12 protein-coding genes are annotated in these 13,943 nt (G+C 74.2%); 6 read left to right on the forward strand and 6 right to left on the reverse strand.

Features of this window, described 5'->3' with window-relative positions:
• Positions 1–39: 39 nt before the first annotated feature.
• From OIE69_RS11600 to OIE69_RS11610, 3 genes are read left to right on the forward strand one after another with little or no spacing between them, the layout of a single operon-like run.
• Entirely contained in the window at positions 40–834 is a 795-nt protein-coding gene (locus OIE69_RS11600) for an ABC transporter ATP-binding protein (protein WP_326571893.1), read from the forward strand.
• On the forward strand, positions 821–1,714 hold the full coding sequence (locus tag OIE69_RS11605; RefSeq protein ID WP_326571894.1) for an ABC transporter permease: 894 nt from the start codon (positions 821–823) through the stop codon (positions 1,712–1,714). The genes OIE69_RS11600 and OIE69_RS11605 overlap by 14 nt, the downstream gene beginning before the upstream one ends.
• 2 nt (positions 1,715–1,716) lie before the next feature.
• The gene (locus OIE69_RS11610) at positions 1,717–2,472 is read left to right on the forward strand and encodes a sirohydrochlorin chelatase (protein WP_326571895.1); all 756 of its coding nucleotides are present in this window, start codon (positions 1,717–1,719) and stop codon (positions 2,470–2,472) included.
• A gap of 39 nt (positions 2,473–2,511) precedes the next feature.
• Here the strand turns inward: OIE69_RS11610 and OIE69_RS11615 are convergent, their stop codons facing one another.
• Positions 2,512–3,363 carry an LLM class flavin-dependent oxidoreductase gene (locus OIE69_RS11615; protein ID WP_326571896.1) on the reverse strand — a complete coding sequence of 284 codons (852 nt, stop codon included), beginning with the start codon at positions 3,361–3,363 and terminating at the stop codon, positions 2,512–2,514.
• A gap of 492 nt (positions 3,364–3,855) precedes the next feature.
• Positions 3,856–5,331, reverse strand: coding sequence for a glycosyltransferase family 39 protein (locus OIE69_RS11620; RefSeq protein ID WP_326571897.1), 1,476 nt, complete (start codon positions 5,329–5,331; stop codon positions 3,856–3,858).
• Between the two features lie 114 nt (positions 5,332–5,445).
• Between OIE69_RS11620 and lepB the strand changes: the two genes are divergently transcribed.
• Positions 5,446–6,117: a signal peptidase I gene (lepB, locus tag OIE69_RS11625; RefSeq protein WP_326571898.1), complete on the forward strand. Its 672-nt coding sequence runs from the start codon at positions 5,446–5,448 to the stop codon at positions 6,115–6,117.
• A gap of 603 nt (positions 6,118–6,720) precedes the next feature.
• Here the strand turns inward: lepB and OIE69_RS11630 are convergent.
• Together OIE69_RS11630 and OIE69_RS11635 are read right to left on the reverse strand one after the other, a co-directional pair.
• The gene (locus OIE69_RS11630) at positions 6,721–7,515 is read right to left on the reverse strand and encodes a class I SAM-dependent methyltransferase (protein ID WP_326571899.1); all 795 of its coding nucleotides are present in this window, start codon (positions 7,513–7,515) and stop codon (positions 6,721–6,723) included.
• 20 nt (positions 7,516–7,535) lie between these two features.
• Positions 7,536–8,147, reverse strand: a complete 612-nt coding sequence (locus tag OIE69_RS11635; protein WP_392567492.1) for a winged helix-turn-helix transcriptional regulator — start codon at positions 8,145–8,147, stop codon at positions 7,536–7,538.
• Between the two features lie 107 nt (positions 8,148–8,254).
• Between OIE69_RS11635 and OIE69_RS11640 the strand changes: the two genes are divergently transcribed.
• Both OIE69_RS11640 and OIE69_RS11645 read left to right on the forward strand, forming a co-directional pair.
• Positions 8,255–9,466: a pyridoxal phosphate-dependent aminotransferase gene (locus tag OIE69_RS11640; RefSeq protein ID WP_326571900.1), complete on the forward strand. Its 1,212-nt coding sequence runs from the start codon at positions 8,255–8,257 to the stop codon at positions 9,464–9,466.
• 438 nt (positions 9,467–9,904) lie between these two features.
• Positions 9,905–12,127, forward strand: a complete 2,223-nt coding sequence (locus OIE69_RS11645; RefSeq protein ID WP_326581090.1) for an MMPL family transporter — start codon at positions 9,905–9,907, stop codon at positions 12,125–12,127.
• 173 nt (positions 12,128–12,300) lie between these two features.
• On the opposite strand, the gene OIE69_RS11650 is transcribed toward OIE69_RS11645, so the two are convergent.
• Complete coding sequence (locus OIE69_RS11650; protein WP_326571901.1) at positions 12,301–12,498, reverse strand: hypothetical protein; 198 nt, start codon at positions 12,496–12,498, stop codon at positions 12,301–12,303.
• 49 nt (positions 12,499–12,547) lie between these two features.
• Positions 12,548–13,933: a carboxylesterase family protein gene (locus tag OIE69_RS11655; RefSeq protein ID WP_326571902.1), complete on the reverse strand. Its 1,386-nt coding sequence runs from the start codon at positions 13,931–13,933 to the stop codon at positions 12,548–12,550.
• Positions 13,934–13,943 lie beyond the last annotated feature (10 nt).

The following is a 13,943-nucleotide window of genomic DNA, read 5'->3' on the forward strand; positions in this document are numbered from 1 at the left end:
CCGACGAAGACCGCAGCCCAGCCCTCAGGAGGTGACGCCATGGCCACCGCACTCACCAAGCAGCCCGCTGTGACGGTCGACGCGGCGCCGTACGCCGCACGGCTCGAGCACGTCTCGAAGTCCTTCGGCCGTCCCGGCGCGGAGACGCACGTGCTGGACGACATCAGCATCGACGTCGCCCCCGGCGAGTTCGTCTGCCTCCTGGGGGCCTCGGGCTGCGGCAAGTCCACGCTGCTCAACCTGGTCGCGGGACTCGACCGGCCGACCGCCGGGGGCATCGAGACCCCCGGCGGCCGCCCGGCCCTGATGTTCCAGGAGCACGCCCTGTTCCCGTGGCTCACCGCGGGCCGGAACATCGAACTCGCCCTGCGTATGCGCGGCGTGCCGCGCGCCGAGCGGCGCCCGGAGGCCGAGCGGCTGCTGGACCTCGTCCGGCTGAAGGGCTCGTACGGCAAGCGGGTGCACGAGCTGTCCGGCGGCATGCGGCAGCGCGTCGCGCTGGCCCGGGCGCTGGCCCAGGACAGCCAGCTGCTGCTGATGGACGAGCCGTTCGCGGCGCTCGACGCCATCACCCGCGACGTCCTGCACGAGGAACTCACCCGCATCTGGGCCGAGACCCGGCTGTCGGTGCTCTTCGTGACCCACAACGTCCGCGAGGCGGTGCGGCTCGCGCAGCGGGTCGTGCTGCTCTCCTCGCGGCCGGGACGGATCGCCCGGGAGTGGACGGTCGACATCCCGCAGCCGCGCCGCATCGAGGACTCGGCCGTCGCCGAGCTCTCGGTGGAGATCACCGAACAGCTCCGGGGGGAGATCCGCCGACATGGCCAGCACTGAGACGAAGGCGCACACCACGCACACCGGCGACCTGGCGGGACTCGAGGCCGGGCTCGACGCCCTGGAGACGCGCTCCGCCGCACGCGTGCCGCTGGCCCGCGTGCTGCTGCAGAAGGCCGTTCCCCCGCTCGTCGCCATCGCCCTGGTGCTGGTGGTGTGGCAGCTCGCGTACCACTTCGAGCTCAAACCGCACTACCAGCTGCCCAGTCCGGCGGAGGTCGGGCGCGCCCTGCGGGACAAGTGGTTCGACGGCACGCTCCTCGGCTACGTCTGGACCAGCCTGTCGCGCGGCGCGCTGGGCTTCGTGGCCTCCGTCGCGATCGGCACGCCGCTCGGCCTGCTCGTGGCGCGGGTCCGGGTGGTGCGGGCCGCGATCGGCCCGATCCTGTCGGGCCTGCAGTCGCTGCCGTCGGTGGCGTGGGTGCCCGCGTCGATCATCTGGTTCGGGCTGTCGGACGCCACCATCTACTGCGTGGTGCTGCTCGGCGCGGTGCCCTCGATCGCCAACGGCCTGGTCGCGGGCGTCGACCAGATCCCGCCGCTGTTCCTGCGGGCCGGCCGTACGATCGGCGCCACCGGAATCCACGCGGTGCGGCACGTGCTGCTGCCGGCCGCCCTGCCGGGGTACCTCGCCGGCCTCAAGCAGGGCTGGGCCTTCTCCTGGCGCTCCCTGATGGCCGCCGAGCTCATCGCCACCTCCCCCGACCTCGGCGTGGGCCTGGGCCAGTTGCTGGAGCAGGGCCGTGAACTGTCCGACATGCCGAGCGTGCTGGCGGCGATCCTGCTGATCCTGGTCGTCGGCATCGGCATCGAGCTGCTGGTGTTCGCGCCGCTGGAGCGTACGGTGCTGCGCAGCCGCGGCCTGCTGGCACGGGGCTGACCGTGACCGCCCGGCACGTCCTCCTCGTCATCGCCCACGGCAGCCGCGACCCGCGGCACGCCGCGACCGTCCACGCCCTGACCGAGCGGGTCCGGGCGGCCCGTCCCGGGCTGCGGGTGGAGACGGCGTTCCTCGACCACTGCGCGCCGAACGTGCCGCAGGTCGTGGACCGGCTGGCCGCGGAGGGCGTGTGCGACGTGGTGGCGCTGCCGCTGCTGCTGACCCGCGCCTTCCACGCCAAGGCGGACATCCCCGCGGTGCTGGGCGAGTCCGCGGCGCGCCACGCCCGGATGCGTGTACGCCGGGCCGACGTGCTCGGCCCCTCACCGCTGCTGCAGGCCGCGCTGGAGCGGCGGCTGCGCGAAGCCGGGCTCGGCCCCGGCGACCGCCCCTCGACCGGGATCGTCCTGGCCTCGGCGGGCTCCTCCGACCCGGAGGCGATCGCAGTGATCGCAGAAATCGCGCGGGAGTGGCGGCGTACCGGTTGGTGCGCCGTGCGGCCTGCGTTCGCCTCCGCATCCCTTCCCACCACGGACGAGGCGGTGCGCGCGCTGCGCGCCGACGGCGTACGGCACGTCGCCGTCGCGCCGTACGTCATCGCGCCGGGCTTCCTGCCCGACCGCATCGCCCGCGGCGCCCTGGCCTCCGGGGCGGACATCCTCGCCGACGTCCTCGGCGACGCCCCGGAGGTCGCCCGGCTGCTGCTGCGGCGCTTCGACGAGGCGCTGCTGCCGCGTCTGTCGCTGGCCCTGGCCTGAGGCGGGGCGGGGCGGGGCGCGGGCCGGGGGGCGGGGCCCTCAGGACACGACGTCCGCCAGGCGCTCCACCTGGCCGGGGTCCGACGCCCAGCAGTACAGCACCACTTCGTCGGCTCCGGTGCCGCCGTACCCGGCGACCGCGTCCCGGATCTGCTCCGGGGTGGTCAGGAGGCCCTCCGCGACACGGTCGGCGAACCCGCTGAAGGCGTAGTAGGCACGGATGTTGGCGCGGGCCGCGGCGACCACCTCGTCCGGTCCGAGCGCGACGTTGGCCTGGGCGACGAGCCGGGGCCGACCGGGCCGCGCGTGCCGGTCCCAGCTCCGTTCCGCCTCACGGAAGAGACGGTCCATCGCCTTGGGCGGCATCCCGGCGCCGAGGAAGCCGTCGCCGTGGCGGCCGACCCGGTCGAGCGCCGCCGGGACGAAGCCGCCGAAGAGCACCTCGGGCCCGCCCGGGGTCACCGGGGCGGGGCCGATCGGCCCGGCCCCCTCGCCGTACGGGTCGCCCGCCCACAGGCGGCGCAGCACCGCCATCTGCTCGTCGAGCAGGTGGCCGCGGCGGCGGAAGTCGGCTCCCGCGGCGCGGAAGTCGTCCTCGCGCGCGCCCACTCCGATGCCGAGGGTGAAGCGGCCGCCGGAGAGGCGGTCCAGCGTCGCCGCCTGCTTGGCCAGGACGGCGGCGTCGCGGAACGGGGAGATGAGGACCTCGGTCTGCAGCCGGATCCTGCGGGTCGCCCCGGCGAGCACGGCGAGGGTGACCAGCGGTTCGGGGTTGCCGTACACGAGGCGGTCGAGCAGGCCGAGGCTGCTGAAGGGGCCGTCGTCGGCGCGGCGGGCCCAGGTCGTCAGCACGGCGGGGTCGTCGACGGGAAGGCCGAGACCGATCTTCATGGGGAACTCCTCCGGAAGGGCAGGGACATGTGGTGCCGCCCCTCCCTCACCACGCACCTGCCGTGCGGGCCGCTCCCGTTCTGCGGCGTCCTTCCGGGGAGCGTGGTCGTCGAGTCCGTTCACCGTAACGCGCCGTGACCGGCCCCCGCGAGTCATTTCCCCGTGTCGCGGCCGTCGGCGGGCGCCGCGGGTACCACGGGCCTGGGCCGTGTCGTCAAACGCCCTCCCCCAGCCTTCGGCCGGGGGTGCCCCCACCCCGCGGCGCTCCCCCAGCTTCGCTGGGAGGTGCCCCCAGGCACGGCACTCCCCCCCCCTTCGGCCAGGGGGAGTTGTCGAATCGTCCGAGTAGCCCACTACAAGGACGACTCTCCGCCTTGCGATGCCGCACTGGGGGCACCTCCCAGCGCAAGCTGCGGGAACCGCCGAGCCCGCCCTCCGGGCGGTGGGGGCACCTCCCAGCACAAGCTGGGGGAGCTCATGTGACGACACGGCCTAGTAGTAGTGGCGCAACCATGACCACAGCTGTGACCAGGGCGCGTTCGGGGCGGCGCACAGGACGATCGCGGCGAGTTGCTCCTCGTTGCCGACGTCGTGGCCGTTGTCGACGCTGCCGACCTGGCGGCAGTCGGCGAAGTACCGTTCGAGGCCGTCGGCCTCCCTCTGGCGGACCAGCAGCACGGGACCCGTCGCGGAGTCGGGCGGCGGGCCCCAGTCGGCGAAGCTCATGTGGGCGGAGTAGGGGGCGGGCAGGCCGCGGGCGGGACCGTAGTGGGCCAGGGCGCCGGCCTCGCCGTAGTTCTGGGCGAACACGACCGCGCGGGGCCGGTCGGCGGCGGGGACACCGGACCAGGCGTCGGCGACGGCGTCGGCGAGCTGCGGCCAGCCGATCTGCTCGCCCTGCTCCTTGTTGACGCCGTTCACCGCCCCCACCGCGCCCGGCGGGAGCACCGGCAGCGAGATCAGGGCGCTGATGACCGCCGTCACCGCGACGGCCGGCCACATGGCGCGCGGCCGGGAGACGGAAGTGACGCAGCCCGCGGCGAGCAGCACCAGCAGCAACGGCAGGCAGTAGTACGGCTTGCCGCCCGAGACGACGACCACGACGGCGAGCAGGAGGTAGGCCGGGACGAACGCGCGCGCCCACCGCAGCGCGGGATCGCGCCACAGCCGCAGCCCGCCCGCGATCCACACGGGGACGAACACCGGTGAGAGGAAGACGATCTGCTGGGGCACGAACATCACGCGGTTCTCGGCGCCGTCGTCCGCGCTGATGCCGCCCGCCACGGTCAGCTGGGGCCAGCCGTGCGCCGCCTGCCACCACAGGCTGGGCAGGGCCACCGCGAGCGCGACGGCGGCTCCGGCCAGCGGCCACCAGCCGCGCAGCGCGTGCCGGGGGCCGGTGGCGAGCAGCGCCGCGAGCAGGGCGAGGGCGAGCAGGGCGACCAGGTACTTGTTCTGCATGCCGACGCCGAGGGCCGCGCCCACCGCGAGCCACAGGCGGCGGTCGCCGGTGCGCAGCAGCCTGAGCAGGAGCCGGCAGACGACCACCCACGCGAGCACGTCGAAGGTGGCGGTGGAGACCAGGTGACCGACCGCGAGGACGAATCCGGAGACCGCCGTGCACGCCGCCGCGAGCACCTGCGCCGCCCGCCCTCCGCCCAGTTCCCGGGCGACGGAGGCGACGGTCACGACGGTCGCGGCGCAGGCGAGGTTGGCCACCACCCGCAGCCCGGTGGGCGTGTCGCCGAAGACCGCGGTGGACAGGCGGGCCGCGAGCGGGGTCAGTGGGGGCTGGTCGACGTAGCCCCAGGCGGGGTGGTCGCCGGCGACGAGGAAGTACAACTCGTCGCGGTGGAAGCCGTAGCGGCCGGACAGCGCCGTCAGTACGGCGGCGACCGCGGCCGCGACCCCGAGCACCGGCGCGGTGGCGAAGGGCGCCACCTGCGCGCGGACGTGCGTAGCGGACATCCCCCACCCCCCGGTGCTCCCCGTCGACGGTACCGGGGCGGTGCCCGGGGGGCCATGGTTCCGGCGGGAGGGCGGTGTCCTACCGTCGTCGTACACGGACTCTCGGGAGGGGCCATGACGGACGCGGGAAGACGGCGGCGCATCGCGGCGTGGGTGCTCGGACCGGTGGGGCTGGTGCTCGTGGCCGGTGCGGTGGTGACGTCCCGGACGGGCTACACGACGGGCACGGTCTCGAGCGCGGCCATGGAGCCCGCCTACTCCCCCGGTGAGCGGCTCCTGTTCGAGCGGATCGGGGCGGACGAGGTACGCCGCGGCGACGTGGTGCTGATCGACGGGCAGAGCCGCTACCAGGGCGGGCCGGTGCTCGAGCGCGTGATCGGCAAGGGCGGCGACCGGGTCGCGGAGCGGCGCGGCGGACCGGTGACGGTGAACGGCGAGGAGCTGTCCGAGCCGTACGTGAAGGACGGGGATCCGTCCGGCGGGGCGCCCGCGTTCGACATCACGGTGCCCGAGGGGCGGCTGTTCCTGCTGGGCGACCACCGCGCGGACTCCATGGACTCCCGCTACTTCGTCCGGGAGCAGTCGGGCACACTCCCCGCCGCGGGCGTCCGGGCCCGCGTGCTGGAGGACCGTACCGGGCCCCTGCTGCTGGCCCTGGCGGCGCTCTTCGGCTTCGCGTCGGCCGTCACCGGCCTGGTGCTGGGCATCGTGGCGCGGGCCGCCCGCCGCAGCGGGCGCGGCCCGGCCGTGCCGCCGGTCTGGGGCCCCGTACCGCCGGTGCCCTAGAGGGGCGCCGAGGACGCGGGGCCTGTGGTGGTACCGGTGGGTGCGGGTTCGTCTCGCGCCCTTCGGGCGCACAGACGCGGGCTGCGGAGGGGAGGGTGGGGCGGCTCCCCTCGACGCGGTGCGGCTCGGTTGGTGGCGGGGGTTCAGGCGCTGGAGCAGGGCCGGTTGCTCGTACGGTTCCCTCTCATCGCCCTCCGCGGGTACAGACGGCCGGTTGCCACGCTAACCGTTCGTGGGTGGCGCGCCCGCCGTGACCCGCTCGGGCCCTGCTCCGCCGACATAGTCGGCGAAAGCGAGCCCGATCTCCCGTGGACCGCTAGACAGCACCCCGAATAGCCGCAGACGCAGGTCACGGCGGGCGCGCCCACCACCGGGAATGGGCGTGGAAGGGACCATCTGTACGCGCGGACGGCCACGAGCCCCCGCCACCTGCAAAGGCAAACCGCTCCGGAGCCTGAACCCCCCGCCGACCACCGGCCCGCACACCGCCGCGAGGGCCCGCCCCCACCCTTCCCTCCGCAGCCAGCCGCTTTGCGCCCGAAGGGCGCCGGACGGAGGGACAGCCGAACTGCCCACGCCGGCACAGCCACCGCCCGAGCAGGCCTACAGCCCGTCGACGTCGAAGCAACTCAGCCGCGAGCCCCCGCCGCGCGAGGCGCGGTCGAGCAGCCCGCTCAGCAGGCGGCGCCCCGGGGTGAGCCGTGCGCGGGCCTGCGGCGGGAGGTCCCACAGGGTGCGGGAGTCGCGCAGCCGCAGCCCCCAGGCGGCCAGTTCACCCGGGTCGTCGCAGCTCCAGCCGACGTTGACGGCGCGCCGGCGGCGGGCCTCCGCGGAACAGACGGTGTCCATCAGGAGGACCGAGCCGGGGAACCGGTCGCGGATGACGTCGACGGCGGAGCGGGCGCCGTCCTCGGTGAGGTAGATGAGCACGGCCTCGGAGACGAAGAGGTACGGGCCGGGGGCGGCCGCGACGGCCGCCGCCCAGTCCGGTTCGGCCGCGGAGCCCGCGGCCATGCGGCGGCGGTCGTGTTCCGCGAAGAGCTCGCGGCGCAGCGCGATGACGTCCGGCAGGTCGATCTCGACCCAGGTGGCGGCGCCGTTGTCGAGCCGCTCGTAACGGGTGTTGAGGCCGACGCCGATCTCGACGACGGTGCCCGACGGGTGCTCCTCCAGGAACTCCCGTACCCAGTCGTCGAGTACGACGCCGCGGAACACGGGTCCGAGCAGCCTCAGCCGGCCGCCGACGCGCGTGAGGTCGCGGTCGAGGGCCTCTGCCACCTCCACCGACCGGGGGTCGCGGGTCAGCGGACGCCGGCGGTGCGTCTCGGCCGCACGCGCCCGCAGCGGTATGAGCAGGGTCTCCTGGACCCGGCCGAGTTCCACGCGGCGACGCTCCACGCCCGGCACCGTACCCCGGTTCATGCGCCGCGCAGGGCGTCCGCGAGGGGGCCGTCGCCGGTGATCTCGGCGCCCCCGTCCCGCAGGGCGCCGGCGAGGCCGCGGACGGCTGCCGGAGGCAGTGCCACGACCGCGTCGGGGCGCTTGGCGGGGCCGTCGGCGTACGAGGGGGTCCCGCCGCCGAGTTCGATGTGGAAGGCGCCCTCGTCGAGACGGACCTCCACGACCCCCGCGGGGACCCCGGGGAGCGCGGCGAGGTGCCGCATGAGGGGCACGGCGGCCCAGTGCGCGCGGACGGCGTCGGTGGGCCGGGGGTCCCGCAGCTCCGGCGCGCCCCATTCGGCGAGGGCACCGAGTACGCCGAGCAGTTCTCGGCCGCGCGGGGTGAGTTCGTAGACGTACGCGGCGCCGGGCGGCGCGAGGCGGCGCCGGGTGACCAGGCCGTCGCGCTCCATCTCCTTGAGCCGGGAGGCGAGGACGTCGGTGCTGACACCGGGCAGGTCGGCGTGCAGGTCGGTGTACCGGCGGGGGCCCGCCAGCAGCTCCCGGACGATCAGGAGCGTCCAGCGCTCCCCGACGGTGTCCAGGGCCCGGGCGACGGAGCAGTACTGGTCGTAACTTCGGCGCGGCATGATCCCCAGTGTAGACAAGGAGTTGGACTTTCCAAGCGCGTACTTGGTAAAACCAAGGAGAGCAGCGCACCGGGCAGGACCGCGGGACCGGATCGGGAGGCCGTCGCATGGAGTACAAGCAGTCGGGCAAGCTGGCCGACGTCTGTTACGAGATCCGGGGGCCGGTGATCGAGCACGCCAACGCGCTGGAGGAGGCGGGGCACAGCGTCCTGCGGCTCAACACGGGCAATCCGGCGCTGTTCGGGTTCGAGGCGCCCGAGGAGATCCTGCAGGACATCATCCGCACGCTCCCCGCGTCGCACGGCTACAGCGACTCGCGCGGCATCCTGTCGGCCCGCCGGGCGGTGGCCCAGCACTACCAGGAGCGCGGGCTCGCCGACGTCGGCGTGGACGACGTCTTCCTCGGCAACGGGGTGTCGGAGCTGGTGCAGATGGCCGTCCAGGCCCTCGTGGACGACGGTGACGAGGTGCTGATCCCGGCCCCCGACTTCCCGCTGTGGACGGCCGTGACGAACCTGGCCGGCGGCAAGGCGGTGCACTACCTCTGCGACGAGCAGGCGGACTGGTTCCCCGACCTCGACGACATCGCTTCCAAGATCACCAGCCGTACGCGGGCACTCGTCATCATCAACCCCAACAACCCGACGGGAGCGGTCTACCCCCGCGCACTGCTCGAAGGGATGCTCGACCTGGCGCGCCGCCACCACCTGGTCGTCTTCGCCGACGAGGTCTACGACAAGATCCTCTACGACGACTCCGTGCACCACTCGGCGGCGCAGCTCGCCCCCGACGTGCTGTGCCTGACCTTCAGCGGACTGTCCAAGGCGTACCGCGTGGCGGGCTTCCGCTCCGGCTGGCTGGTCGTCACCGGGCCCCGGCAGCATGCCAAGAGCTATCTCGAGGGCCTGACGATGCTGGCCTCGATGCGGCTGTGCCCCAACGTCCCGGCCCAGCAGGCGATCCAGGCCGCGCTCGGCGGCCGGCAGAGCATCAAGGACCTGATCCTGCCCGGGGGGCGGCTGCACGAGCAGCGCGACAAGGCCTGGGAGAAGCTGAACGAGATCCCCGGCGTCAGCTGCGTCAAGCCCAAGGGCGCGCTCTACGCCTTCCCCCGGCTGGACCCGAAGGTGCACCGGATCCACGACGACGAGAAGTTCGTGCTCGACCTGCTGCTCCGCGAGAAGATCCAGGTCGTCCAGGGCACCGGCTTCAGCTGGCCGCGCCCGGACCACTTCCGCATCCTGACCCTCCCCCGCGCCGACGACCTGGACGCCGCCATCAGCCGCATCGGCCGCTTCCTGGCCGGCTACCGGCAGTAGCCGGGATCCGGGGCCGGGTTCCCGGAGGGCAGGTCCGGGCGGGAAGCGAGGGCGGGAAGCGGGTGCGCTGGAATTCCTTGTGCACAGGAGCCAGAGAAGGAGGCACACCACGGAGCCGCCCCCGCGTGCCGCTCACCCTAACGGGGAGACATGGGGCGGCCGCATCCCGTTCTCGTGCGGCCGGACACCGGGACGGCGGTCGTTGTAGGGGGCAACACTCCCGTGGGCGGGGGTTTTCCCCACTCCCTGGGGAGGAGAAACCCACCGCCGGTTCACCTGTCAGCCGGATGGGGCGGTGTCCCGCGGGCCCATAGCGTCGGGGGCGAGGCGGTGGTGAGGTTCCACCGCCCGGCTTCGAGGGGGTTCACAACCGTGGCAAGCGCACACGGCAGGGCACGTACCGCGGGGACGGTCCGCGGGCAGGGCATCGCCGCCGCGATGGGCGGCTGGAGCGCCCGGCACCGCTGGACGGCGGTCGGGAGCTGGCTGCTCTTCGTCGTACTCGCGCTGGTCATCGGCTCGATGGCCGGGCGGGTCGACCTGACGGACCGGGAGGAGGTGCCCGGGGAGTTCGGGCAGGCGGTCGCCATCCTGGACGACGCGGGGCTGAACGACGGACCGGCCGGCGAGATGGTGCTGGTCCAGGCGGCCGGGGGTTCCCTGAAGGCCACCGACCCGGCGTTCCGCGCCGTGGTCGGGGAGGTCGTCGCCGCGGTCGAGGGCACCGGTGAGGTCACTTCCGTCGAGTCGCCGTACGACGTCGGGGCGATCTCCGAGGACGGCCGGTCCGCACTGGTGAGGTTCGACATGCGCGGCGACCCGCAGACGGCGCCCGACCGGGTCGAACCGGTCGTCGACGCCGTGGGCGGCGTCCAGGACAAGCACAAGGACCTGAAGGTCGAGCAGTTCGGCGCGGCCAGCTCGGAGAAGGTCTTCAACGACGCATTCGGCAGCGACTTCCAGCGCGCCGAGTACTCGGCGCTGCCGGTCGCGCTCGGCATCCTGCTGATCGCCTTCGGCGCGCTGGTGGCGGCACTGCTGCCGGTGCTGCTGGCCATGACGGCCTTCCTCGCGACGACCGGTCTGGTGGCCGTCGTGAGCCACGCCGTCCACATGAGCGACACCGCCAACTCCGTGATGCTGCTGGTCGGCCTGGCGGTCGGTGTCGACTACTGCCTGTTCTACCTGCGGCGTGAGCGCGAGGAGCGGGAGGCGGGCCACGACGCGCAGACCGCGCTGCGGATCGCCGCGGCCACCAGCGGCCGGGCGGTGCTGGTCTCCGGTGTGACGGTGATCGTCGCGATGGCGGGCATGCTCTTCACCGGCATCGGCGACTTCAAGGCGATGGGCCTGGCCACGATGATGGTGGTGGCCGTGGCGATGTTCGGCTCGGTCACGGTGCTGCCCGCGCTGCTGTCCCTGCTGGGCGAGCGGGTCGAGAAGGGCCGGATCCCCTTCCTGCGCCGCCGGGGCAAGGGGACGGGCGGGGAGTCCCGCGTCTGGCGGGCGATCCTCGGGGCCGTGCTGCGCCGCCCGGTGGTGGCGGCGGCCGTCGCCGGCGGGGCGCTGGTCGCGCTGGCCGTCCCCGCGGTCGGCCTGAACACCGCGAACCTGACGCTGAGCCAGGAACTGGGTGACGGCCTGCCGATCGTCCGGGCGTACGAGGACATCAACAAGGCGTTCCCGGGCGGCCCGGACCCGGCCCAGGTGGTCGTCAAGGCCTCGGACATCACCTCGCCCGAGGTGCGTCAGGCCATCGACGCCTTCTCCCGGGCGGCTGTGGCCGAGGGCGCCTCCCCCGGCCCGGTGGAGACCGAACTCCACGAGAAGGAGGGCGTCGCCGTCCTGAAGGTGCCGCTGGCGGGCGGCACCGACGAGGAGAAGGCCGAGGCCTCGCTGAAGGTCCTACGTGACGAGGTGCGCCCGGGCACCCTGGGCGAGGTGGCCGGCCTCACGGCGCCGATCGGCGGCTCGACCGCGGCGTCGATGGACTTCACCGACAAGATCGGCGACTCGGTGCCCCCGGTGTTCGCCTTCGTCGTGGCCTTCGCCTTCCTGCTGATGCTGCTCTCCTTCCGGTCGCTGACCATCGCGATCACCTCGATCGTGCTCAACCTGCTGTCGGTGGGCGCCGCCTACGGCATCCTCACCATCGTCTTCCAGCACGGCTGGGGCGCGGGCCTGGTGGGCGCCGAGGGCGTGGGCGCCATCGTGGCCTGGCTGCCGCTCTTCCTGTTCGTGATCCTCTTCGGGCTCAGCATGGACTACCACGTGTTCGTGGTCTCCCGGATCCGCGAGGCGCGGATGCGGGGGCTGACCACGCAGGGCGCGATCCGGCACGGCATCACGACGACCGCCGGTGTGGTCACCAGCGCCGCGGTCATCATGGTGGCGGTCTTCGCGATCTTCGGCACGCTGTCCATGCAGAGCATGAAGCAGATGGGCGTGGGCCTGGCCGCGGCGGTGCTCATCGACGCCACCGTCATCCGCGGTGTGCTGCTCCCCGCGGTGATGGCCCTGCTGGGCGAGCGCAACTGGTACCTGCCCAAGTGGCTCGGCTGGCTGCCGGACATGACCCACGACGAGGCAGGTGTCGCACCCGCCCCGGTACGGCAAGCCACCGCCCCCGCACCGGTCGAGCCCTCGGGCGTGGGCCGCTGACCCGGCGGACCCCGTGAGGACGCTCCAGCCCGGCTCCCGACGCCACGGGGGCCGGGCCGCGGCATACCGGCTGCCCGCTCAGGGACCGCCGGCGCCGAACATCGCCGCGACGGCCTCGACGACGAGCGTGCCCACACCCTAAGCCCGCGCAGGCCCGCCCGGAGGCTGTGCGGTCAGCCCTCGGCGCCGGGGAGCGGGGCTATGGCCCCGCTCCCCGGGCCGTCCGCCGCACGTGCGGCCGGGCCTGTGGCCGCACTCGCGGAGCCGGCGGCCCGGAACGGGTCGAGGACGGGTGCCGGACCGCGCACCGTGAACGGCGCGGTCCGGTCGGGATCCGAGAAGAGGTCTCGCTCATCGTCTGAAGTCGACATGCCCGCAGCGTATCCCGTGTTCGAATATCTGTGCGATCCCCCGAAAGAGTCAACTCACCGGCGGCCCGAACCTGCGCACCTCCGCGCCCGCCCCCGGCTGGTACGCCCGCCATGGCCCGCTCCCCTCACCCGCCCCGCCGTCCGGGCGGCCGGTCGCCACGAACGAGGCGAGTGCCCCGCCGAAGGCCCGGGCAAGGGCCCGGTCGGACTCGTCCACCGCGCCGAGCATCGGCGCCTCCGCGAACGCCTCCAAGTTACCGAAGAGAAAGGGGAGTTCGGCGCAGTGTGTGGCGCCGAGGGTGCCGTCGTCCCCGGGCGGGCGCCGCGTGAAGCGGTAGGCGTACGCGGGCCGGCCGCGCTCCGGGCAGTGGGACGCGATGTCGGTCACCCCGGCCCCGAAGACCCGCTCGGTGGCGCCCTCCATGGGGAAGCAGACCGGCGAGGCGGCGCGGAAGGCCGTCATCTCGTCCTGCGTTCTGCCCAGCAGGATGTCCGTGCCGTCCAGACCGCCCGCGGCCACCGCTGCCAACGGGGCGATCGGCAGGCCGGCCCCGCCGAGCACCGGGTACATCGGCGGTCCGACCTCGCCGGGCCGGGCGCGCTCGGCCGACAGCCGCCCGTACGCCGACACCAGCCGTTCCGCGGGCATCTCCCGCAGTTCCGGGAGGTGCCTGACGCCCCGAAGGCGCAGATAGGCGGCGGCGACCTCGGCCGCCTCGGCGGGCTCCTGCGGTGCGAGCCCCCACGGCCCGCTCTCGGCGATCACCCGCCGGACGAGGGGTCGCGTCCCGGGGTCCACGGCGAGGCAGAGCGCGCAGTACGCCCCGGCCGACTGCCCGCCCACCGTGATCAGCGCCGGGTCGCCGCCGAAGGACGCGATGTTGTCGCGCACCCAGTACAGCACCGCGGCCTGGTCCCGGCTGCCCAGGTTGTTCGCACCGATCTCCGGCAGGTACAGCCAGCCCAGCGGGCCGAGGCGGTAGTTGGCCGTGACGACGACGATGCCGCCGAGGGCGGCGAGCCGCGCGCCGTCGTACCAGTCCCAGCCGCCCGAACCGGTGGTGAAGCCGCCGCCGTGGAACCACACCAGCACCGCCCGGGGGGCGGCGCCGGGCTCGAGCGCCCCCTCGGGACTCCACACGTTGAGGGTGAGACAGCCCTCCTCGTCCCCGTGCGTCTCGTGCGGGCCCGTGACGACGGCCAGCCGGGACGGCGCCTGCGGCACGTCGGGTCCTGCGTGGGCGGCGTCGCGGACGCCGGGCCGGCCGGGGGGCGGTGCGGGCGGGGCGAAGCGCAGCGCGCCGACCGGCGACGCCGCGTAGGGGATACCTCGGAAGGCCGCCACCCCCCGCTCCCCGGTCACCCCGCGCACGGAGCCCCGCTCCGTGGCGACCACCGGCCGCCGCTGCCCTTCGGTCCCGCTCTCGCCGTCCATGGCAGCCGGT

The sequence above is a fragment of the Actinacidiphila glaucinigra genome (assembly GCF_035918135.1).
Classification (GTDB): Bacteria; Actinomycetota; Actinomycetes; order Streptomycetales; family Streptomycetaceae; genus Actinacidiphila; species Actinacidiphila glaucinigra.